We start from the raw sequence: 21,354 nt of genomic DNA on the forward strand, positions 1-21,354 counted from the left end.
GCGGTCCCGTTACTGGCGTTGACGGCGGGCGCGGCGGCCGGCCAGCAGGATGACGACGAGCAACAGCAGGGCACCGGGGATCAGCCACAGCAGTGACGGCTGACGCCAGGCCTCCAGGCCGCGTGGCTCGTCGGCGTCGATCAACTGACTGCCGCTGGGGTCGTGCGTGTCGAAGGTCGACAGCACACCTTCAGAACCCAGTATCGAGGCGTTGCCGCGGGTCAGCAGCAGTGACTCATCGAACTGCGGGGCATGGCTGCCCAGGGTGCGATACACCAGGCCCTGCTGAGCGCCGGACGTGACCACTTGCAGGGCGGCCATGCCGTCCAGCTGTTGCAGGTCAAGCAGGCGTTGCTGCTTGTGGTTGATCAGCAAGTGGCCCTGGTCGTCGACCTGCACAGCGGCATCGCTGTCCTTGATGGGCAATTCGAAGGCCAGAAACGTCTGGTCTGGGGCCACCGCGGCCTTGCCGTCGGTCTGCACCTTGAGCTGCGCACGCAGTGGCGAGATGCCGGCTGCGTCGGCGATCTTGATCAGGGTTGGCAGGCTGCTGGCGGGTTGCTCCAGCCAGGCTTGCGGTACCAGGATCTGGCTGTTTTTGGCAAAGCGTGCGGCCATGCCGGCGAAGTCGCTGCCCGGCGTGCTGTCTTTCAGGACGATATGGCTGGTGGGCAGCACCGTGACTGGAAACGCCTGCGGGGTTTCCAGGCAACGGTTGCTGACTGGCTGGCGCTGGAACGACACGCGCAGCACGTTACGCGAGCCCAGCGCATAAGCCGGAATCCGCGCCTCGATGCGTTGCTTGTGGCCATCGCTGACCAGTTGTGCGGCGCCGATCAGGTAATCGTTGAGAAACACCGAGGCCACCGGTGCGGTACTTGAAGCGCCCGGTGAACTGGCCAGATCGACCACCGCCTTGACCGGCAGGCGGCCGTCATAGGCAACGTTGCCCAACGGGAAAGTGGCGCTCCAGTCACTCTTGGCCAGCACTTGCAGACCACCCGGTGAGCCGCCCAGACGTGACAGGGCCAGACGCCCGTCCTCGCTCAATGGCAGTTGCGCTTCGGCAATGGTCAACTGACGATTGCGGGCCAGTTTGTTCCACGCCGAGTTGAACAGGCTCATGGCCTTGACCGTGGCGTCGGGGGCGATCAGCAGCATCGGCCGGGCACCGACCAGCGCCAGGCGCGCTTCGTTCTTGCTCAACGCGCCGAGGCCTGCGCCGATATGCCGTTGGCGCCACTGGGTTAGCGCGGCAGCGGCCTGACCATCCAGGCTCTGGACTTCGGCCTGCAAGGCGTCCAGGGCCAGGCTGATGGCCTTGAGCAGCTGCGCATCGTCAATCGCCAGATCAGCCTGCACATTCGGGGTCTGGCCCAGCACCAGCAGGGCACCCACTTCGGCGGGGGTCTTGAGGGTATAGCGGCCCTGGCCTGCCAGGCTGGCGAAAGCCGGCACGTTGCGCAGCGCTGCCGGGATATTCAGGGCGCTCAGATCAAGCTGATCGCCCACGGCGGGCAACGGCAGAATCTGCGCCTGCTTGCCAATGCGCTCCAGCGCCACCCCCAGGCGCCAGACCGCGTCGTAGCTCTGCGCGCTCAGGCTGCCGGGCGCGACCAGCACGCCGGGTTTGCCAGGCAAGGCGTTCCAGGCCGCGCCGATATCACGCAATTGACCGGCATCGTAGCTGTACTGCAAGCGGGTGTCGGGCTCGATGCGCAGCACGTTGCCGATGACCCGCTCGTCTTCACATAGATCCCGGGAAACGATCGACGACCAAGCCACGCCCAGCCGCACCGAACCACTGTCACGCGGCGCCTTGTCGACGCCCAGACTGACGCTGGCATCGCCTTGGGCTTCGTTCAGGCCTTGGGCGCGCACCGGGTAGCCATCGAGCGACAACAACAGGGTGTTGCGGCCGCCTTCGCCATTCAGGTAACTGGCATCGAACTTCAGGCTGGCATCGAGCAGCGGCACGCCGGCCGGTACCGGCAGGTACAGCTCACGTCGCGCATCGGTCGAGCCCAGGATGATGGGCGCCTTGATGCCCAGTTCCGCCAGGCGGATCTCGCGGTCCTGGCGCAGATCACTGTTGAGCCGGGCAATGGCCTGGGTCAGCGGGCTGTCGGCGGCCAGGGTCAGGTTGGGGGCGAGCACAAACAGGCTCGCACCCCAGGCGAGGGCGCTGAGAGCGCCCGCAGGGATGGACTTCATCAATGTGGTCTCGAACGAATGGAAATCGCGGGTGAAGTAAGCGCCGATCTAGGAGTTGAACGGCCGTGAATACGCTGAGTGCGCCGCCGGTGGCAGGCTTGCGGTATTTTGTAGCCAGTCTGCGCGGGGCCAGTCGGCCTGGCCGGGAACGAAGTCATCGACCGGTCGGCCCATCAGTGCATCGACGATGCGCGTGCAGGCTTTGCCGTCGCCATAGGGATTGTTGGCCTGGGCTGTGCGGCGCCAGAGCAGGTCGTCGTCATACAGCGCACTGACGCCCTCGACAATCGACTGCGGCGCGGTGCCGACCAGCCGCACGGTGCCAGCGGCCACGGCTTCCGGGCGCTCGGTGACGTCGCGCATCACCAGCACCGGTTTGCCCAGCGACGGCGCCTCTTCCTGAACGCCGCCGGAGTCGGTCAGCACTACGTGGGCGCGTTGCATCAGGCGCACGAAGGACAGGTAATCCAGTGGCTCGATCAGGTGCACGTTGCCGAGGTTGCCCAACTGCTCGGTGACCGGGCCCTTGACGTTGGGGTTCAGGTGCACCGGGTAAACGATCTGGATATCCGGACGCTGTGCCAAGGTACGCAGCGCCTTGCAGATATCGAGAAAACCTGCGCCGAAGTTCTCGCGCCGGTGACCGGTCACCAGCAACACCTTGCGGCTGGGCAGCAGAAAGCTGAACTGCTGGTCCAGGCGCTGGCGCAGTTCGCTGTCGCGTTCGATGCGCCGGGCCGTTTGCTGCAAGGCGTCGATGACCGTGTTACCGGTGACGAACGAACGGCCCTGCTGGCGTTCGCCAAGCAGATGGCGACGCGCCTCAGCGGTGGGGGCGAACAGCAGGTCGGCGGTCATGTCGATACTGCGCCGGTTCATCTCTTCAGGCCATGGCTGGCGGATATCGCCGGTACGCAGCCCGGCCTCGACGTGGCCCACCGGAATACGCCGGTGGAAGGCGGCCATCGCGGCGACCATGGCCGTGGTGGTATCGCCGTGGACCAGCACCCGGTCGGGCTGGGCAATCTCCAGCATCGGGTCGATGGCCTCGAACAGTGCGGCGGTCAGGCCGTTGAGCCCTTGATTGGGGCGCATGACCTCCAGGCTGTAATCGGCTTTGAGCTCAAACAGTTCCAGCACCTGGTGCAGCATGTGTTGATGCTGGCCAGTGACACAGACCCGTGAACTGATACCGGGCTCGGCGGCCAGCGCCTTGACCAGCGGTGCCATCTTGATGGCCTCGGGGCGAGTGCCGAAGATGGACAGAATACGGACTTTGGGTTGGTTGCTAGCGATGGTGGCCTCCCGCGCAGTCATCGTGCGCTTACAGCAGTCGGCCCGTACGCTACAGCGTGCGGGCAACTAATGATTCGGGTTCTATCGTAGTACCGGGGTCAACAGAATCGACACTAGGGGGGTCACATCATGTGATGAAGAACTGCACTGCTTTGCATCCCGGAAGTGCAGGGATTATTAGTACTTAATTTAAGAATTGCAAAATATTAATTTGATTTTTGCGTAGGAAAGAACGGGAAACTTTTGAAGTTACGGGCAGTCGTGATTAACTCAAACGAGGGTGTTATCGTTTTGATATCATCATAACTATATGATATTTCTCATTTTTCTATTTTTGATTGAGCTGTTTTGAGGGTATTAATTATCTGACGCTCACGCATTGGCTAGCGACTGTTGTTCGACTGAGCGGAGTCATTAATGTCAGCACTATGACGCCTGCATATTGGCAGAATGGCGAACGGGTTGGCAGAACGCGTAGCGCGCGAGGAATTAAAAGTTCAATCATTTCGTACAGGGCGAAACAGGACCGCCGCAAGGTGGGAAAGTTCAGCAGGCTGATGCGTTGAGTGCCGTGTTTGCGCACTATTAGTCGTCAACCGCGCGCTGTTAATCATCGGCCTGGTTGAGAATGATTAGCGGGTTCAATATTGAGCGGCTGTCGGCTGTCCTGCGGCGTATTGCAATGGTCTTCGCACAGGCTTGGTATTTTCTGGCAAGCCCGTGCTGCAAGGGCTTGAGCATGCTAATTGCATTGCTGCAGGCAAGCGGGCGCAAAGGTGAATATTCCACCCACCGTAACGTTTCGCAGGCAGCATTGAGTGTTATACGCTCGCTTTTAATTGCTCTTTGCCAATGGCCATCAAGGCTGTTCCATTATTGGTCTGAAACTTTTTCTTTGCAGTGAGAAACCATGCGATGCCCACGATAGCGCTACTGATCTGCGATGACTCGAACATGGCGCGCAAGCAGTTACTCCGGGCCTTGCCTGAAGACTGGGATGTGTCGGTGACCATGGCCACCAACGGGCTTGAAGGCCTCGATGCCATACGCCGGGGGCAGGGCGAGGTGGTTCTGCTGGACCTGACCATGCCGGTGATGGACGGCTATCAGACCCTGGCAGCGATCCGTTCGGAGCAACTGGCGGCCAAGGTCGTTGTGGTGTCCGGGGATGTCCAGGACGAAGCGGTGCGGCGAGTGATGGAGCTGGGCGCCCTGGCATTTCTGAAAAAGCCTGCTGACCCCACCGAGCTGCAAGCGACCCTGAGTCGCCTGGCGCTGTTGGGCCCGCCTGCCGTCAAGGCGCCGCATATCGTTGCTGGCGCCGATGGCCGGATCAGCTTTCAGGATGCCATGCGCGAGACGGTCAACGTCGCCATGGGCCGTGCCGCGGCGTTGCTGGCCAAGGTGCTGGGGGTGTTCGTGCAACTGCCGGTGCCCAACGTCAATATGCTTGAGGTGGGCGAGTTGCACATGGCCCTGGCCGATGCTCAGCGTGGTCAGCGGCTGACCGCCGTGTGCCAGGGTTACATCGGCGGCGGTATTGCCGGTGAAGCCTTGTTGCTGTTGCATGACTCGGAGGTCGCCGACATCGCCCGGCTGATGCAGCGAGACTCCACCGATTACACCGACATGGAAATGCTTCTGGACCTCTCGACTCTGGTGATCGGTGCCTGCCTGAGCGGTATCGGTGAGCAGATCGACGTGCCGTTTTCGCTGGGCCACCCGCAGATTCTTGGTCAGCAGGGCGGCATCGACGACCTGATCGACGTCAACCAGAAACGCTGGAAGAAGACCCTGGCCGTCGAGGTCAGCTACAGCGTTGAAGGGCACAATATTCACTTCGATCTGTTGATGTTGTTCACCGAAGACTCGGTCGAGCGGCTCACGAACAAACTTGCCTACATGATGAGCTGATCAATGAACGAGCGTATCGATATCAAAGAGCTTCACTGGCTACTGGCGGTCACTCAGAACATTGATGTGGGCATTGTCGTGCTGGACCGCGACCTGCAAGTGCAGGTGTGGAACACGTTCATGGAAAACCGCTCCGGAGTGATTCCGTTCGAGGCTATCGGCAAGTCGTTCTTCGAGCTGTTTCCGGAGCTCAACCGGGCCTGGTTCAGCAAGAAGGTCGATAACGTCATCACCTTGGGCACGCCTGCGTTCACCATTTGGGAACAGCGACCGTACCTGGTGCGCTTCAAGAACTACCAGCCGATCACCGGCCAGGAAGAGTTCATGTACCAGAACACCAGCCTGTTTCCGTTGCGTGGCACCAACAACCAGATCAGCCACACCTGCCTGGTGATCTATGACGTCACTGACGTGGCGGCCAACCGGCATCAGCTGCTCAACGCCAACCGCCAGTTGCAGAAGCTTTCCAGCACCGACCGGCTGACTGGCCTGAACAACCGCGGTCACTGGGAAGAAGCGCTCAAACAGGAATACGCCCGGCACAGTCGCTACGGTTCACAGACCTCGCTGGTGATGCTCGACATCGATCACTTCAAGCACGTCAACGACAGCTGGGGGCATCAGGTGGGCGATCAGGTGCTGCAGGCGATGGCCGAGGTGGTCCGTGCTCAGGTACGCGGTGCCGATATCGCCGGTCGTTATGGCGGTGAAGAGTTCGTCGTGCTGCTGCCCGACACCGACAAGGAAGGCGCGCGTATCTTTGCCGAGCGCTTGCGCACGGCGGTTGAAGCGCTTGAGGTGAAACACGAAGGCCAGAGCATTCGCTGCACGATCAGCCTGGGCGTGGCTGACCTCAGCAAACCGAGCAACGGTTACAAAGCCTTGATCGAATGGGCCGACCAGGCGCTGTACCAGTCGAAGAAAGGCGGGCGTAATCGGGTGACCATCGACGCGTGACAAGCCCCGCCGTTCAGGGGGGGAAGGATAGCGCGGACGGCGTAGCCGTCCCTGGTTGCAGTGGGGTGTCTGCTGCTGTTCGATGGACGCACCGCCACAGGATGATGCGAAGTAACACGGCGACACAAATGCCCTTCTACGGCGGTATTTCGTTACAAAGACCCCATGGGCATGCACCTTGAAAACACCGTGCCGTGCGCGCCTAATGTCGCCTTCATTGCTCATGGCTCAAGAGCAGTATGCAACGACTTCAAGCCTTCAAGTACGAACTCATGCCAGACGCCCGCCGCGACTATCTGCACCAGTGCTCCACCACGATCAGCCAAAACCACGCGATGGTGTGTATCGAGGACTTGCAGGTACGGAAGATGTCCAGGTCGGCGGCAGGCACGGCCGAGGCGCCGGGAAGAAACGTTCGGGCCAAGTCTGGCCTGAACAGGGCCATCCTCGATCAGGGCTGGTTCGAGTTCCGCCGGCAACTGGACTACAAGCTGGCGTGGCGCGGCGGCTGGCTCATTGCAGTGCCGCCGCAAAATACCAGCCGCACGTGCCCGTGTTGCAGCCATGTGTCGGCGGCCAACCGCCAGACGCAGGCGCTGTTCAGGTGCGTGGGATGTGGTTTCGAAGGCAACGCCGATGTGGTCGGGGCGATCAATGTACTAAGGGCGGGACACGCCCGGTTAGCCTGTGAAGTGAGCGCAGAGGTCATGGCGCCAGCAGCAGGAACCCACCGAAGCGACTCGGGGGCGGCCCGATGCCGTGCCTGAGCGCCGTAGGAATCTCCGGCCTTCAGGCCGGGGAGGATGTCAAGGTGCACGATTGATGTAGTTTCTGTTGTTTAATTGACAGCAATGATCTATATTTGCTGTCATTGACATCGGTTTTGAGGGTCGCATCATGGCTGTTCTAACGGTACGCAATGTGCCTGATGAAGTTCATCGGGCTTTACGTGTGCGTGCTGCCCAACATGGTCGCAGCACAGAAGCAGAAATTCGTGAAATCCTGGCCTCTGTGGTCAAGCCACAGCAGCGGTTGCGCTTGGGGGATGCATTGTCAAACCTGGGACGCAATGCAGGTCTGAGCAATGAGGACTTTTCGATTTTTGAGCAGGTACACGACAGGACACCCGCTGAGCCAATGGGGTTCGAATGATCGTTCTGGATACCAACGTGGTTTCTGAAGCAATGAAGCCACAGCCTGATCCAAAGGTGTTGGCTTGGCTGAATGATCAAATGGCCGAAACATTGTATTTATCGAGCGTTACGGTCGCTGAATTGCGTTTTGGCATTGACTCATTGCCGGCGGGAAAGCGCCGAGGCATGTTGGCAAATGTCCTTGAAGGGCTTCTGGAATTATTCAAGGAACGCATTCTGCCTTTTGATCTTGAAGCCGCTCATCATTACTCAAAGATGGCTGTTGCTGCTCGAGCCAGTGGGCGAGGCTTTCCTGTTCCTGATGGCTACATTGCGTCGATCACGGTATCCAGAGGGTTTACTGTGGCATCGCGTGATACAGCTCCTTATGAAGCTGGTGGATTGGCAGTCATCAATCCTTGGGATTGAGTCTCATCGCTGTCTCAGCATGCTAGGATCGCGCTTTTTCCGCCGACATCCTTCAGGGGCATCATGCGACCTCAATCCACGATCACCGTTGTGCCTGTCAACCGCCCGCTGACCGGTCGGGTCAGCCCGCCGGGCTCCAAATCCATTACCAACCGCGCTTTGCTGCTGGCCGGCCTCGCCAAGGGCACCAGCCGCCTGACCGGTGCGTTGAAGAGCGACGACACCCGGGTGATGTCCGAGGCGCTGCGGTTGATGGGTGTGCAGGTCGATGAGCCGGATGCCAGCACCTTTGTGGTCACCAGCAGCGGCCGCTGGAACGCGCCAGGCCAGCCGCTGGTGCTGGGCAATGCCGGTACCGCCACGCGTTTTCTGACCGCCGCGCTGGCCAACTTCGATGGCGAGTTCGTGGTCGATGGCGATGAATACATGCGCAAGCGCCCGATCGGTCCATTGGTCGATGCCTTGCAGCGCATGGGCGTTGAAGCCAGTGCGCCGACCGGCTGCCCGCCGGTGGCCATCAAGGGCCGTGGCGGCCTGGCGGCCGGACGCATCGAGATCGACGGCAACCTGTCCAGCCAGTACGTGTCGGCATTGCTGATGGCCGGTGCTTGCGGTCAGGGGCCGATCGAGGTGGCGCTGACCGGCAGCGAGATCGGTGCCCGCGGTTACGTGGACCTGACCCTGGCGGCGATGCAGGCCTTCGGTGCCGAAGTCGAAGCCATCGGCGAGGCGGCCTGGCGGGTGTCGGCCACCGGTTATCACGCCACCGATTTCCATATCGAACCGGATGCTTCGGCTGCTACCTACCTGTGGGCCGCCCAGGCCTTGACCGGCGGTGAGATCGATCTGGGCGTGGCCAACGATGCTTTCACCCAGCCCGATGCGCTGGCCAGCCAACTGATCGCGCAGTTCCCGAACATGCCGGCAGTGATCGACGGATCGCAGATGCAAGACGCGGTACCGACCCTGGCGGTGCTGGCCGCGTTCAACAACCAGCCGGTGCGCTTTGTCGGCATCGCCAACCTGCGGGTCAAGGAATGCGACCGCATTCGTGCCCTGGCCGATGGCCTGAACGGCATTGCTGCAGGTCTGGCAGTGGAAGAGGGCGATGACCTGCTGGTGCACGCCAATCCGGCACTGGCCGGGCAAACCGTCGATGCGCTGATCGACACCCACGCCGACCACCGCATTGCCATGTGCTTCGCCCTGGCCGGCCTGAAAATCGCCGGCATTCGCATCCAGGACCCGCTGTGTGTCGGCAAGACCTATCCGGGTTACTGGGATGCGCTGGAGTCGCTGGGTGTGGCGCTGCAGCGGGTGGATTGAAGCCTGCGCTGCGGACACCCGACCGGTCTGACAGAGCAGTATTGGCTTTAGCCGCAATACTGTTCAATTAGGTACTGTATGCCCTCGGTGGGAGCGACCTTGGTCGCGAAGAGGCCAGCAGAGTCAACGCATCTGCTGTGAATGTGCCGCCGTCTTCGCCAGCAAGCTGGCTCCCACCGGTCTAATTAACCAGTATTGGCTTTAGCCGCAATACTGTTCAGATAAGCACTGTGGACCAAGTGGGAAGAGCCGGCCGGCGCCCCGGTCTGCTCGCGAAGAGGCCGGTAAAGTCACAGCAGATGTGCCGGTTTTACTGGCTCTGTCGCGAGTAGAACTTCCTCCCAGCGAGACCGAATAAGATCTGAAATCGCTTAACTGATCAGCATTAGTCCTACGGGGTCCGTGTTTGCTGCGTGACAGCGCGGCGCCGAGGCGGCGGGCGATCACCCACCGGACGCGGCCAAAACCGCAGGAAACCTCGCTGCCACCCGTTCAAGGCATTTGCTGCGCCGTGTGTTTGACTCGCAAAATCTCGACGATACGAGCCTCCAACGCCGCAAAAAACATTCTCGCGCTCGGGTATGAGCGTCCAGTTGTGGGAATCCCCGCCCTTTAGGACGGGGAGTATGTCAAGCCTAAATCTTGAACAGCGGCTGCAATAGCCGCGATACCCACCCGTTAAAGCGCAGTGGCGCATCGGTGGCGGCCAGGCAGATGCACGGCTGGTCGCCGGCGACGATGGGCTGGTGTTCGATGTCTTCGTCCAGGTCGGCAATGTCGCCGGGCTGGAACAGTCCCAGACGATCTTCATACGCGCCCTTGAGCACCAGGGTCAGTTCGCTGCCGCCATGGCTGTGCACTGGCATGGCCATGCCGGGGGCGATGTTCAGCAGCATCAGGTTGCCTTCGCGCACCCCTTTGGCCTGCACCCGGCGGATGCCCGGCAGCAGGGTTTTCCATTGCAACTGGCTGTAGCGCTCGGCGAAGACTTCATGCAGGCACGTCGGCAGGTGATCCGGATCGGCGGCGTGCGGCAGCCGGTGAGACATTTTGGCCGGTGCTGCTTCGTCCAGGCGAGCGAGCATCGCTGAGCGGCCCCGGATCGGCACCACGGTGCTGCGGTGCTGTTGCACCAAGGCACCGCCGATGCGCTCGGCTTCACGCAGTTGGCCTCGGCATTGCGCGCACAGCTCCATGTGCGCAGCCGTGGCCAGTGACAGTGCCTGGGGCAAGGCACCGCTGGCATAGCTGACCAGGGTGGCATGATCCAGATGATGGAGCGGGGTCATCACGACTCCTTGAGCGTGGCGCGCAGCTTCTGGAAAGCCAGGCGCAGGTTGGATTTCACCGTACCCAAGGGCAGGCCGAGACGCTCGGCGATCTGCCGGTGGCTGAGGGATTCGAAGTACGACAGTTGCAGCACCCGGGCCTGATCGGCAGGCAGGGCCTTGAGCGCGCTGTCCAGTTGCTGGGCCTGACGGGCACTGAAGTCCAGCGAGACCTCTTGAGGCGCTTCCAGGCGTTCAAGTTGCTCCAGCGAGTCCTGGACCTGCACCCAGCCGCCGTCCTTGCGCACGGTGTCGATGTACAGGTTGCGAGCGATGCGAAACAGCCAGGTGACCAGGCTGGCACGCGCCGGGTCGAAGCTGTCGGCTTTGTGCCAGAGCTTGAGCAGGGTCTCCTGAACCAGCTCTTCGGCTTGGCCTTCGGAGATGTTCAGGCCCATCAGGTAGCGCAACAGGCGCGGCGCGAAGTGATCGTAGATGCGCATGAAACTGTCGCGATCCCGGTGACGGGCCACGGCATCGATTTCGGCAAGCCACAGGCGGCTGGCCAACGGGTCGGGGTGCAGGCTGGACACGTGGCGCAAGGTCCTGGTGGTGGCGATGCCGCTCATGATCCATCTTCCGGGCGTGGTTGTCCTGCTTATACGCAGCCCGGAAGAAAATGGATCACTTTAATGACTACAGGCGGAACATCGGCTCAGCCAGACCCTGCACGCCGGGGTTCACGGCAAACAGCCCGCCGGCCAGAGGCTGGTCGGACAGATCGCCGCCCGGCCGGATCGAGGTAACGAACAGGGTGTCCAGATTGGCGCCGCCAAAGGCGCACATGGCGGGTTTTTTCACCGGCACGGCGACAGAGCGGTCCAGCCGCCCGTCCGGGGTGAAACGGTGGATCAGCCCTGCGTCGTTGCCGCAGATCCAGTAGCAGCCATCGACGTCTACTGCCGCGCCGTCCGGGCGTCCCGGATGCGGCTGCATGTCGACATACAGACGACGATTGTGGGGTGTACCGCTGTCGATGTCGTAGTCAAAGGCCCAGATTTTCTGTACATCCGGGTGCGAGTCGGACAAGTACAGGGTCTTGCCGTCCGGGCTGAAGGCCAGCCCGTTGGGCACGATCAGCCCGTCGAGCTGTACGGGTAGGGCCTGATCGCCGGCGCCGTAGCGGTACATCGCACCGACCGGGGCGGCGGCGGCCATGTCCATCAGCATGGTGCCGGCCCAGAAACGGCCCTGCCGGTCGCAGCGGCCGTCGTTGAAGCGCATGCCCGGTCGCGCATGGCTGACCTCGGCCAGCAGTTGGTGAGTCAGGCTGCCATCGCTCTGTGGCTTGAGATGAAACAGGCCGCTTTCCAGGCCGGCCACCCAGCCGCCCTGGCCGTCGGCGGCGATGCAGGCGAGCATTTCTGGTGCTTGCCAGTTACGCAGGCTGCCATCGGCCAGGCTCCAGCGCTGCAATTGGCCAGCGGGAATATCCACCCAGTACAGCGCTTGCTCAGCGACGCTCCACACCGGGCTTTCACCCACGCCATTGCGGGCATCGACAATCAGTTCGGCGCTCATGTCATTGGTCTCCGAACGGGCCGCTGGCCGCGAAGGCGCCGCCCTGGTACAGGCGTGCCGGGTCATCGGCGGGCGGCAGCGGCTGACGCTCGACCTGGGCCCGGAAGGTTTCGGAGCTGTCCTTGGGCTGGTAACCGAGGTGGCTGGCCAGGCGGTTATCCCACCACACGGCCTGGTTATTGGAGACGCCATAGACCACGGTGTGCCCGACCTGCGGGGTGTACAGGGCGCGTTCGATCAACTGGGTCAGGTCGGCATAGCTCAGCCAGGTGTTGAGCATGCGGTGGTTCTGCGGCTCCGGGAACGAGGAGCCAATGCGCAAGCTGACGGTCTCGATGCCATAACGGTCGAAGTAGAAGCTGGCCATGTCCTCGCCATAGGACTTCGACAGGCCGTAGTAGCTGTCTGGACGGCGCGGCGCGTTGGCGTCGATCACCTGGTCCTGGCCATGAAAGCCGATCACGTGGTTGGAGCTGGCGAACACCACGCGCTTGACCCCGTGTCGGCGTGCCGCTTCATAGATATGGAACACGCCGCAGATATTCGGGCCGAGCACTTCCTCGAAAGGCCGCTCTACCGAGACGCCGCCAAAGTGCAGGATCGCGTCGACACCGGCGACCAGCTCATGCACTGCGGTTTTATCCGCCAGGTCGCACGGCCAGATTTCTTCTGATTCGTCAGCGGCCGGCGCCATCGGTGCGATATCGGAAAGACGCAGCACGCGCGCGTAAGGCCGCAGGCTTTCACGCAGGATCTTGCCCAGGCCGCCGGCGGCGCCGGTGAGCAGGAGGCGATTGAAAGGCGTCGGGGAAGGCTGGGACATGCGGGCACCCTATTGTTGTATGTTGTCGTATGAGTTGGTCGATTATTTGGGGTGTCCGGGATGGGTGTCAAGTAGCGTTTTTAGGTTGAATAACCAGAGCGAACCCAATTATTTACCTTCAAAAATAAAATTTTAGGTAATGTCATCATACGACAAGGGTTGGCTCTGGCTGCTCTAATCCTTGGTCCAGTCGAGCGTATGCAGACCCTTGATCTGTCTGAATGCCTGGTCATTGCTGATCAGCGAAGCATTGGTCGCTTTGGCATGAGCGGCAATCATCATGTCCAGATTGCCGAGCGGTTTGCCAACGCGTTCCATAGAGGCCCGCAGGTCGCCATAGCAGTTGGCGACATGGCTGTCCCAAGGCAAAACATCTATGCGAACCAGAAACGCCTGTACGAGTGCGTGCAGGCGCGTCGCGTCAGGTCGCTTGGCCAGGCCATAGCGTAATTCACCCAGAGTAACCGCCGAGATGCATATGTGATCCATGGGCGTATTGAGCAGATGCTTCTGCACGCCAGGGTAAGTGCCCTTGATGATATGGCTGACCATGTTTGTATCGAGCATATACAGCGGACTCATAGGCATCCTGTTCAAAATGGATCGCGTTCTTGAGGTGGCAGATCCTGGCGATCAGACATGAAGTCGTCGGGCACCTTGCTGTCTTTCAAGAGTTCAAAAAAACCGTCCCAGGTACCCGGCTTTCGCGAAAGAATGACGTCACCTGTTGTGGGGTCCTGGCGGATATAGACTTCCTTGCAATCGAATCGAAACGACGCCGGGAGACGCACAGCCTGACTTCTGCCGTTGTTGAACAGTTTGGCAACGTGGTGCATGGGCATTCTCCGGGTTGAGGCAAGGGTCAGATGTTTTTGATATATACCATGGTATATCACAGCGGCATGAATCGCTTTGCCACTCATCTCCTGAAACCGGATGTGCTATCGAAAATTGCTTTTTCATTCAGTGGTTGAGACGGACAAGCCCGGGACGTTAGGCCTCCCCACTCACAGGCGCAAGCACTTGGGTTTTTTTCGGAAATACCCTTCAAGAGAACCAGAAGCGTCCTGCCTTGAACACTAGAAACAAGCCGTGCCAGGCCGTTTCTACCCGCCTGTACTCCTGCTTTGAACTGTCTCGCTCACAAGCCCTCAACCTTCTAAAGCCCTCCTGAAGTCCCGGTATCTCGCCGCGTAGGGGACCTCGCCAACAAGTAGTCCATACACGGGCCGTTCGCATGCCCGTCAGGAGGCCGCCGCGATGCGTATCGCCCAGATCGCGCCTTTGGCAGAGAGCTGCCCGCCGCAGTTGTACGGCGGCACCGAACGCATCGTGTCTTACCTCACCGAAGAACTGGTACGTCAGGGCCACGAGGTGACGCTGTTCGCCAGCGGTGACTCGCAGACCCGGGCGCGACTGGTGGCCGGGTCTGGCCAGGCGCTGCGCCTGAACCCGCAGATCGAATACCCGCTGCCGTTCGAGGTGATGATGCTCGACCAGGTGATGCGCCAGGCCGATGAGTTCGATGTGCTGAATTTCCATAGTGACGTGTTGCACTTGCCCATGGCCCGGCGCTTGGGCTGGCGTTGCGTGACCACCTTGCATGGCACGTTGCACCGTCCCGATTGCCAGGACTTTTACCCACGGTTTGCCGAAGCGGCGCTGGTGTCGATATCCATGGCGCAGCGCCGGCCACTCACCCGTTCCGTGAACTGGGCGGCGAATATCTATCATGGCTTGCCCAAGGATCTGCTGCCGTACACGGCCCGACCGGAGGGTGATTACCTGGCGTTCCTGGGGCGTATTTCGCCGCAAAAGCGCCCCGACCGGGCCATCGCGATCGCCCTGGCCTGTGGTCTGCCTTTACGGATTGCAGCGAAAGTCGACGCTCAGGACCAGGCCTATTGGGAGCAGCAGATCCTGCCGCTGGTGCAAGCCAACCCTTCGGTGCAGTTCATTGGTGAAATTGACGAGCGGCACAAGGCCGACTTTCTCGGGCATGCCCGCGCCTTGCTGTTCACCATCGATTGGGACGAGCCGTTCGGCCTGGTGATGATCGAAGCCATGGCCTGTGGCACACCGGTGATTGCCTTTGCCCGTGGTTCGGTGCCGGAGGTCATTGATCATGGCCAGTCCGGGTTTATCGTCCATAGCGTGGCCGAGGCCGTGGCAGCCGTGCAGCAGCTTGAGCATCTGCAACGCCATCAGGTGCGGGCGATCTTCGAGCAGCGGTTCACGGTCGAGCGTATGACCGCCGACTATCTGGCCTTGTACCGGCGCATGATCGAGCACGCCGAGCGTGAGCAAAAGCCGGTGTTTGCGATTCCAGGCGGCGCCTCCTTGCCTCAGGTACGCCCGCGCACCCTCAAGCATGACGACACCTTTGGCGTGTTCGACCCTAATGGTGATGTGCTGGCAACCCCGGACAGTCCCCAAGGGATCTTTCACTGCGATACCCGCCATTTGTCGCACTGGTGCCTGACCCTGCAAGGGCTGCGGCCGCTGCTGCTCAGTTCCACCTTGCGTGATGACAACGCGATGCTGACCTGTGACCTGAGCAACCCGGACCTCTACGATCGCCAGGGGCGGCGCTGGTTGCTCCACAACCTGATTCACCTGCGGCGTTCGCGGTTTCTCTGGCGTGGCGCCTGCTTCGAACGAATCAGAGTGCGCAATTTTGACCAGCGCTCGCGACGGCTGCGCCTGCAACTCGGTTTTGCGGCCGACTTCCGGGATCTTTTTGAGGTCCGTGGTCAACAGCGCAGTCAGCGCGGTGAAACGCATGCTGCGCAGTGCCAGGCGCAACAGGTGAAGTTGTCCTATACCGGCCTGGATGACGGGCTGCGCACTACGACCTTGCGCTTTGAGCCGCCACCGCAGCAGCTTGATGGCCGCCAAGCGCAGTTCGAGCTGCATCTGGCCGCCGGCGAGAGCCGTTCGCTGTTTGTCGAGATCAACTGTGGTACGCCGAGGCTGCCGTGGTCCGTGCGGCACGCATTTTTCAGCTCGGTGCGTGATGCGCGGCGTGAGCTGCGCACCTTCGCTTCGCGGGCCACGGCAATCCACACCTCTCATGAAGTCTTCAACGAGGCGGTGCGCCGCAGCATCTCCGACCTGTACATGCTCACCAGCAAGACGCTCCACGGCTTGTACCCCTATGCCGGAATCCCTTGGTACAGCGCGGTGTTTGGCCGTGACGCGCTGATCACCGCCTGGGAAATGCTCTGGCTCGATCCTGGCATAGCCCGTGGCGTGCTCGGGCATCTGGCCGCGCATCAGGCCTGCGAGCTTGATCCGCGGACCGATGCGGAGCCGGGCAAGATCCTCCATGAAATGCGCAATGGCGAGATGGCCGCTCTCGGTGAAATTCCGTTCGCGTGTTACTACGGCAGCGTCGATGCCACGCCCTTGTTCGTAATGCTGGCCGGTGCTTATCTGGAACGCACCGATGACGTGGACACGTTGCGCGCGCTATGGCCTGCCATCGAGCGCGCGCTGGGCTGGATCGACCAATATGGTGACCGCGACGGCGATGGCTTTGTCGAATATGCACGCCGCTCCAACAAAGGATTGATTAATCAGGGCTGGAAGGACAGTCACGATTCGGTATTCCATGCTGACGGCCAGTTGGCCCGGGGACCGATCGCACTGGTGGAGGTGCAGGCCTATGTCTATGGCGCATGGAATGCAGCACGCAGCATTGCCCTACGGCTGGGGAATCGGCAACGGGCAGCGCTGCTCAAGGATAAAGCGGTAGGTTTGCGCCGGCAGTTCGATGCACAGTTTTTCGACGAAGAACTTGGCACCTATGTACTGGCTCTGGACGGTGACAAGCGCCCGTGCCGGGTACGCACCTCCAATGCCGGGCATGCGCTGTTTGGCGGCATTGCCTATGACGAGCGTGCACCTCAGGTGGTGGCCACACTGATGGAACGTACATCGTTCAGCGGCTGGGGGATCCGTACCCTGGCGTCTTCCCAGGCGCGCTACAACCCGATGAGCTACCACAACGGGTCGGTATGGCCCCACGACAATGCGCTGATTGCCGCCGGTTTTGCCCGTTATGGTTTTCGGCATGAATCGGCGCAGCTTTGCGAAGGGCTGTTCGCTGCTTCTACTTATCTTGACCTGCGCCGTCTGCCGGAGTTGTTCTGCGGCTTTGCCCGTCAGCGCACTCAAGGACCGACCTTCTATCCGGTGGCCTGCGCACCTCAGGCCTGGGCTGCTGCTGCGCCCTTGTCGATGCTGCAATCGTGCCTGGGGCTGAGCTTTGAGCCGCGCAGGCAACGAATTCTGTTCGACGAGCCGGTGCTGCCGGCTTTTCTCGAACAGGTACGCCTGCATCGCCTGAACGTCGGTCAGGGGACGGTGGACCTGGCTTTGCGTCGAGCCGGCAGCAACGTGTTGGTCGAAGTGCTGCGCCGCGATGGCAAGGTGCAGGTGCTGAGTACAAGCTGACGCCGCTCGCCGGTCGTCTGTGCACACTCTTTTACTTCGCATCATCCTGTGGCGGTGCGTACATCGAACAGCAGCAGACACCCCACTGCAACCAGGGACGGCTACGCCGTCCGCGCTATCCTTCCCCGCCCCGATGGTCAGCGCACCATCGGCTCCAGGCCACTGTTGCGCAGGGCGGCGGCGGCTTCACTCGAGGCCAGGTAGTCGAGCAGGGCCTTGGCATCGATCGGATGTGCGCTGCGACTGGCGACAGCGCCGCAGTACAGGGTCATCTGCTGGACCTGATCGGGGATCAGACCGACGATCTGGATGCCGTCGGCCTGTTTCAGCTCGCTCAGTTGCTGAAAGCCGACCTGCGCCTCGCCGCGTGCCAGCACAGCGCCCACGGGTTCATCACTCACCATCCGGCTTTTGTCCTGCAGCCGCTCGGTCAGGTGCAGCTGGTTGAAGAGCACACGTGAGACGTACAGGCCGCTGGAACTGTCGGAGTAAGCGATAGAGGGGGCGTCGATCAAGGTCTGCCGGAAGCTTTCCAGAGTGCTGATGTCTGGCTTTGGGGCACCTTGTGGCACGGCCAGGGCGATGAAGGCTTTGCCCAGCTCGACGCGACTGTCGGCATCGGCATGGCCATCCTTGATCAGCCGGTCAAGGCTTTGCCGGGTCAGCAGGACGACATCGGCCGGCTCCTGGCGGGCCATGCGGTTGGGAATCGTATGGGGCGCGCTGCCGGCTGAAGGTGCCAGCTCTGCCACCAGGCGTACGCCGGTGCGTTTCTCGTAGTCGGCGCTGAGGGCCTGAAAGGCACCCATGGTGGCGCTTGAGGCCAGTACGATGAGTTGTACGGGCTTGGCAGTGGCTGCATGAAGAAAAGACAGTGGCAGGAAAGAAAGAGCGCCACCGAGCAGCCAGGAAAGCAATTTTTTCATCTGAAAAACAACCTTGCGATAAAACCTGGTCGGCCATTATGAGCCAAAACATCAGACAGGCGGAGCTTGATACCGGTTTTGGCAGCTGCGCGGCTGATTGCAGGACCACCAACGTATGAACAATCGAAAGGAATATTGCGCTACCGACCGCGAACAGACGACAGCTTGTCCAGTATGTGAAGTTGTTGAGGAAAACAAAACTATTCTAACTAGAGGGCCTGAGCCATGTGCCTCAAGAGCCCGCAAGACCTCCCACTCAATCTGCGGATAGTCGGCATGAATACAGCGTCTGAAATCGATATTTCAGGCCTGAGGTGTTACGACAGAGTTGTCGATGGTGTCACCTACAGCGTTCCACGCGGCATCACCCGGGAGACCCGTGGTCGAGTGTGGATCGTGCGGGTCCTGAAGAACAGCCAGTTGCTCGTGGCTGCACGCTTTACCGACTTGCGCTTTGGCGGTACCCGGCGGGCACTGGATGCAGCGATCATTCATCTGATCCACAGTGGTCACGCCTGGCGGCGTGAAGATGTCCTGCAACTGAATGAACGTACCGCCGTGCATTGGCGCAAACGCAGTGGCGTGGGTTTGTGTGCGGTGGCTTACGTCACGCGCTCAGGGCCCGGGCGTGGTGAGACGTTCTTTCTCTCGACCTGGCGGCGAGTGGCCAGTGGCCGGGGCCTGGAAAAATTTCGTGGCAAGCTGGTCAGCGTGCTGGAAAGCGCTTGGGAAATCGAGCATCAAGCGATTGCCACGCCCTTCCCCGTGCAGAAAAGCATCCGCCAGGACGTTGACCAGTTGCTCGACAGCACCGCCTGGCAGCGTTTTTTGCTGGCTGGCCGACGCAAGGTCGATCAGATCGCAGTGGCCGAGTATGTCGCTGCCCTGGGAGGGGCTGCAGGGGCGTGAGGTGATGTTGCAGGTTTTGCTACAACCCCTGCAGCCCGCGAAAACGCCCGACATCAGTGAGTTAAATGGCCGATATTACGGGCGATTATTTCCGAACTGGTACAATGATGGCACTTTATAAGTTGCTGAATTGCTTGCTCGAATACAGGCGGGTATGAATAATGCCTTGTGTTTCGGCTCACTCATTACTTGATGTTAAGTGAGTGTGTTGATAGCAGATAATTGAACTAATATCTGGTGAGACTGTCTGTTGGTAGTCGTTCCGGTAATAATAGCCGACAGTGGAATGGTCATGGCTATTTGATATTGGATTATTGTTTATTACTTGATTTGTCTGGCAACCGGAGCGCCATTCGATCACATCATTGCGAACAGCCATCGCACGCCATGAACCTGGCGCCGTATGGCAGGTGCAGGATTCTTCCATGACCTCCGTCGTTTCTCTCTCCCTGGATCTCCAGCAGTTCGAGACCTTGCAACGTCTGGCGCATATGACGCGCCGTGATCAGGGCTGGCATCTGCGTCAGGCCTTGGCCCTTTATCTGCAAGAGCAACCATGCCTGGACCCTGTCGAAGAAGGCTTGGCCGATGCCCGTGCGGGCCACCTGCTGGACCTGGCTGACATCGAAGCCAAGTGGAGGAAAAAACCATCATGTTGAAACTGACACGCAAGGCCAGTGCTGACCTGGATGACATTTTTGAGCACTACAAGGAGCGTTTAGGGGCCGAGCAGGCTCAGGCCATCGTTCATGATGTCGTTGCCGAGAGCCGTGCTCTGGAGCGCTCTGCGTCCGCCAAGGAGGCTTGCCGGGCATCGAAGGTCGGTGAGCTGGCGCTCAAGCGCTGGCCCTTTCTGACGACCTTTCAGGTCACTCCGGAATCGGTCCAGATTCTGCGTTTTTTGCACAGTAGCGGTCAGCCCATCAATCAGCCGCTGGACGTTGAACCCGCCATTCGGGTGAGTTCTTCAGTCGATGTGTCCGGTTTGCGCTGTTATGACCGTCTGGTCGATGGCCTGACCTATCGGGTGCCGCGCGGTATCAGCCGGGATCCGCGCAGCGCCGGCTGGCTGGTGCGTGTGGTGCGCAATAAACAGGTGGCGCTGCAGGAGCGTTTCACTGACGCTGCCTTTGGCAGTGTTCTGGGCTCTTTGGAGGCCGCGATCATTCATCTGAGCCACAGCGGCCTTGCCTGGCTGCAAGAGGATGTCCTGACGCTGGATGAGCACTGTGCGGTGCACTGGCGCAAACGTAGCGGTGTGGGCTTGTGCGCAGTGTCTTATGTTTCGCGCAACGGTCCGGGCCGTGGCGAAACCCTGTTTGTCTCGACCTGGAAGCGGGTCGAAAGCGGTCGTGGCCTGGAGAAGTTTCGCGCCAAACTCGTTGAGACCCTGCTGTGCTCTCATACCCTGCAGCATGGACCTGACAGCGTGTCTGACAGCTTGCGGCGCCACCTTGATGCGCGGGCAGGAAAAGTCATGGCCAGCGAGCGTTTCAAGGACTTTTTGCGCGCCGGGCAACGCAAGGCCGAACGGGTTGCCGTGAGTAATTATCTGAGCGCTCTCAATTAACATTGTCGTGCAGCAGGCCGTCGAGGTGATGCGTGGCCTGGCCGTGCAAATGCAGCAGGCTGCCGAACGTATCGCTGCGCTGGATAAACAATCGCAGATCATCGGTTCGATCATTCAGAGCATCAGCAGCATTGCCGAACAGACCAAATTGCTGGCGCTCAACGCTGCCATCGAGACGGCGCGCGCCGGTGAGCAGCGCCGTGACTTTGCGGTGGTGGCCGATGAGGGGCGGCAACTGGCTTCGCGTCCCAGCAAGGCCACTGAAGAGATTGTTTCGGTGGTCCAGCAGAACCAGAAACTGGCCGAGCAGGCGGTGGCCGTGATCGACAGTGGCAAGCACCAGGCCCAGCAAGGGCTGGACCTGGCGGCGCAAGCCGGTTCGGTGGGTTCCTGCTGCTGGCGCCATGACCTCTGCGCTCACTTCACAGGCTAACCGGGCGTGTCCCGCCCTTAGTACATTGATCGCCCCGACCACATCGGCGTTGCCTTCAAAACCACATCCCACACACCTGAACAGCGCTTGCGTCTGGCGGTTGGCCGCCGACACATG

Annotated in this window: 18 protein-coding genes and 3 pseudogenes; 11 read left to right on the plus strand and 10 right to left on the minus strand. The window is 60.8% G+C overall.

Annotated elements, in window-relative coordinates; translation table 11 throughout:
* Positions 1 to 9: 9 nt before the first annotated feature.
* Positions 10 to 2,214: a cellulose biosynthesis cyclic di-GMP-binding regulatory protein BcsB gene (locus NJC38_RS19010; protein ID WP_253116536.1), complete on the minus strand. Its 2,205-nt coding sequence runs from the start codon at positions 2,212 to 2,214 to the stop codon at positions 10 to 12.
* Positions 2,215 to 2,262: 48 nt separating this feature from the next.
* Positions 2,263 to 3,510 (minus strand): UDP-N-acetylglucosamine 2-epimerase (non-hydrolyzing), encoded by a 1,248-nt coding sequence (wecB, locus tag NJC38_RS19015; RefSeq protein ID WP_253116559.1) that lies wholly within the window; start codon positions 3,508 to 3,510, stop codon positions 2,263 to 2,265.
* Positions 3,511 to 4,425: 915 nt separating this feature from the next.
* Here wecB and NJC38_RS19020 point away from each other — a divergent pair.
* The 6 genes and pseudogenes from NJC38_RS19020 (at position 4,426) to aroA (ending at position 9,269) form a co-directional block, all read left to right on the plus strand.
* Entirely contained in the window at positions 4,426 to 5,424 is a 999-nt protein-coding gene (locus NJC38_RS19020; protein WP_045492857.1) for a response regulator, read from the plus strand.
* A 3-nt stretch (positions 5,425 to 5,427) separates the two neighbouring features.
* Complete coding sequence (locus tag NJC38_RS19025) at positions 5,428 to 6,381, plus strand: sensor domain-containing diguanylate cyclase (protein WP_253116537.1); 954 nt, start codon at positions 5,428 to 5,430, stop codon at positions 6,379 to 6,381.
* Between the two features lie 281 nt (positions 6,382 to 6,662).
* Positions 6,663 to 7,148, plus strand: a pseudogene (locus NJC38_RS19030) (transposase); the annotation flags it as partial.
* Between the two features lie 130 nt (positions 7,149 to 7,278).
* Positions 7,279 to 7,533: a plasmid stabilization protein gene (locus NJC38_RS19035; protein ID WP_253116538.1), complete on the plus strand. Its 255-nt coding sequence runs from the start codon at positions 7,279 to 7,281 to the stop codon at positions 7,531 to 7,533.
* Complete coding sequence (locus tag NJC38_RS19040; protein WP_253116539.1) at positions 7,530 to 7,943, plus strand: type II toxin-antitoxin system VapC family toxin; 414 nt, start codon at positions 7,530 to 7,532, stop codon at positions 7,941 to 7,943. The genes NJC38_RS19035 and NJC38_RS19040 overlap by 4 nt, the downstream gene beginning before the upstream one ends.
* Before the next feature lie 63 nt (positions 7,944 to 8,006).
* The gene (aroA, locus tag NJC38_RS19045) at positions 8,007 to 9,269 is read left to right on the plus strand and encodes a 3-phosphoshikimate 1-carboxyvinyltransferase (protein ID WP_253116540.1); all 1,263 of its coding nucleotides are present in this window, start codon (positions 8,007 to 8,009) and stop codon (positions 9,267 to 9,269) included.
* A gap of 635 nt (positions 9,270 to 9,904) precedes the next feature.
* Here aroA and NJC38_RS19050 read toward each other — a convergent pair.
* The 6 genes from NJC38_RS19050 to vapB all read right to left on the minus strand — a co-directional run bounded on the left by NJC38_RS19050 (position 9,905) and on the right by vapB (position 13,777).
* Positions 9,905 to 10,558, minus strand: coding sequence for a ChrR family anti-sigma-E factor (locus NJC38_RS19050; protein WP_253116541.1), 654 nt, complete (start codon positions 10,556 to 10,558; stop codon positions 9,905 to 9,907).
* On the minus strand, positions 10,558 to 11,070 hold the full coding sequence (locus NJC38_RS19055; protein ID WP_253116561.1) for a sigma-70 family RNA polymerase sigma factor: 513 nt from the start codon (positions 11,068 to 11,070) through the stop codon (positions 10,558 to 10,560). The genes NJC38_RS19050 and NJC38_RS19055 overlap by 1 nt, the downstream gene beginning before the upstream one ends.
* Positions 11,071 to 11,233: 163 nt before the next feature.
* Positions 11,234 to 12,118, minus strand: a complete 885-nt coding sequence (locus NJC38_RS19060) for an SMP-30/gluconolactonase/LRE family protein (RefSeq protein WP_253116542.1) — start codon at positions 12,116 to 12,118, stop codon at positions 11,234 to 11,236.
* 1 nt (position 12,119) lies between these two features.
* Entirely contained in the window at positions 12,120 to 12,941 is an 822-nt protein-coding gene (locus NJC38_RS19065; protein ID WP_253116543.1) for an NAD(P)-dependent oxidoreductase, read from the minus strand.
* Between the two features lie 174 nt (positions 12,942 to 13,115).
* The gene (locus NJC38_RS19070) at positions 13,116 to 13,523 is read right to left on the minus strand and encodes a type II toxin-antitoxin system VapC family toxin (RefSeq protein ID WP_253116545.1); all 408 of its coding nucleotides are present in this window, start codon (positions 13,521 to 13,523) and stop codon (positions 13,116 to 13,118) included.
* Between the two features lie 11 nt (positions 13,524 to 13,534).
* Positions 13,535 to 13,777, minus strand: coding sequence for an antitoxin (vapB, locus tag NJC38_RS19075; protein WP_045492834.1), 243 nt, complete (start codon positions 13,775 to 13,777; stop codon positions 13,535 to 13,537).
* A gap of 424 nt (positions 13,778 to 14,201) precedes the next feature.
* On the opposite strand from vapB, the gene NJC38_RS19085 reads away from it, so the two are divergent.
* Entirely contained in the window at positions 14,202 to 17,399 is a 3,198-nt protein-coding gene (locus NJC38_RS19085; protein WP_366856186.1) for a glycogen debranching N-terminal domain-containing protein, read from the plus strand.
* Positions 17,400 to 17,536: 137 nt separating this feature from the next.
* Here NJC38_RS19085 and NJC38_RS19090 read toward each other — a convergent pair whose 3' ends face one another.
* The gene (locus NJC38_RS19090; RefSeq protein ID WP_253116547.1) at positions 17,537 to 18,325 is read right to left on the minus strand and encodes a substrate-binding domain-containing protein; all 789 of its coding nucleotides are present in this window, start codon (positions 18,323 to 18,325) and stop codon (positions 17,537 to 17,539) included.
* 276 nt (positions 18,326 to 18,601) lie between these two features.
* Between NJC38_RS19090 and NJC38_RS19095 the strand changes: the two genes are divergently transcribed.
* From NJC38_RS19095 to NJC38_RS19110, 4 genes and pseudogenes are all read left to right on the plus strand, one after another.
* Positions 18,602 to 19,234, plus strand: a complete 633-nt coding sequence (locus tag NJC38_RS19095) for a hypothetical protein (protein WP_253116549.1) — start codon at positions 18,602 to 18,604, stop codon at positions 19,232 to 19,234.
* Positions 19,235 to 19,659: 425 nt separating this feature from the next.
* Entirely contained in the window at positions 19,660 to 19,893 is a 234-nt protein-coding gene (locus NJC38_RS19100; protein WP_045492828.1) for a ribbon-helix-helix protein, CopG family, read from the plus strand.
* On the plus strand, positions 19,887 to 20,804 hold the full coding sequence (locus tag NJC38_RS19105) for a type II toxin-antitoxin system RelE/ParE family toxin (RefSeq protein WP_253116551.1): 918 nt from the start codon (positions 19,887 to 19,889) through the stop codon (positions 20,802 to 20,804). The genes NJC38_RS19100 and NJC38_RS19105 overlap by 7 nt, the downstream gene beginning before the upstream one ends.
* 4 nt (positions 20,805 to 20,808) lie before the next feature.
* Positions 20,809 to 21,189 (plus strand): annotated as a pseudogene (locus NJC38_RS19110) (methyl-accepting chemotaxis protein); the annotation flags it as partial.
* Here NJC38_RS19110 and NJC38_RS19115 read toward each other — a convergent pair.
* Positions 21,184 to 21,354 (minus strand): annotated as a pseudogene (locus tag NJC38_RS19115) (zinc ribbon domain-containing protein); the annotation flags it as partial. The pseudogenes NJC38_RS19110 and NJC38_RS19115 overlap by 6 nt on opposite strands.

This window comes from Pseudomonas sp. 21LCFQ010 (assembly GCF_024129905.1).
Lineage (GTDB): Bacteria > Pseudomonadota > Gammaproteobacteria > Pseudomonadales > Pseudomonadaceae > Aquipseudomonas.

Bases quoted from the DNA above. Each gene is read 5' to 3' on its own strand.
- NJC38_RS19010 (WP_253116536.1), bottom strand. From the start codon at position 2,214: ATGAAGTCCATCCCTGCGGGCGCTCTCAGCGCCCTCGCCTGGGGTGCG.
- NJC38_RS19020 (WP_045492857.1), top strand. From the start codon at position 4,426: ATGCCCACGATAGCGCTACTGATCTGCGATGACTCGAACATGGCGCGC.
- NJC38_RS19025 (WP_253116537.1), top strand. From the start codon at position 5,428: ATGAACGAGCGTATCGATATCAAAGAGCTTCACTGGCTACTGGCGGTC.
- NJC38_RS19035 (WP_253116538.1), top strand. From the start codon at position 7,279: ATGGCTGTTCTAACGGTACGCAATGTGCCTGATGAAGTTCATCGGGCT.
- NJC38_RS19040 (WP_253116539.1), top strand. From the start codon at position 7,530: ATGATCGTTCTGGATACCAACGTGGTTTCTGAAGCAATGAAGCCACAG.
- aroA (WP_253116540.1), top strand. From the start codon at position 8,007: ATGCGACCTCAATCCACGATCACCGTTGTGCCTGTCAACCGCCCGCTG.
- NJC38_RS19050 (WP_253116541.1), bottom strand. From the start codon at position 10,558: ATGACCCCGCTCCATCATCTGGATCATGCCACCCTGGTCAGCTATGCC.
- NJC38_RS19060 (WP_253116542.1), bottom strand. From the start codon at position 12,118: ATGAGCGCCGAACTGATTGTCGATGCCCGCAATGGCGTGGGTGAAAGC.
- NJC38_RS19065 (WP_253116543.1), bottom strand. From the start codon at position 12,941: ATGTCCCAGCCTTCCCCGACGCCTTTCAATCGCCTCCTGCTCACCGGC.
- NJC38_RS19070 (WP_253116545.1), bottom strand. From the start codon at position 13,523: ATGAGTCCGCTGTATATGCTCGATACAAACATGGTCAGCCATATCATC.
- vapB (WP_045492834.1), bottom strand. From the start codon at position 13,777: ATGCACCACGTTGCCAAACTGTTCAACAACGGCAGAAGTCAGGCTGTG.
- NJC38_RS19085 (WP_366856186.1), top strand. From the start codon at position 14,202: ATGCGTATCGCCCAGATCGCGCCTTTGGCAGAGAGCTGCCCGCCGCAG.
- NJC38_RS19090 (WP_253116547.1), bottom strand. From the start codon at position 18,325: ATGAAAAAATTGCTTTCCTGGCTGCTCGGTGGCGCTCTTTCTTTCCTG.
- NJC38_RS19095 (WP_253116549.1), top strand. From the start codon at position 18,602: ATGAATACAGCGTCTGAAATCGATATTTCAGGCCTGAGGTGTTACGAC.
- NJC38_RS19100 (WP_045492828.1), top strand. From the start codon at position 19,660: ATGACCTCCGTCGTTTCTCTCTCCCTGGATCTCCAGCAGTTCGAGACC.
- NJC38_RS19105 (WP_253116551.1), top strand. From the start codon at position 19,887: ATGTTGAAACTGACACGCAAGGCCAGTGCTGACCTGGATGACATTTTT.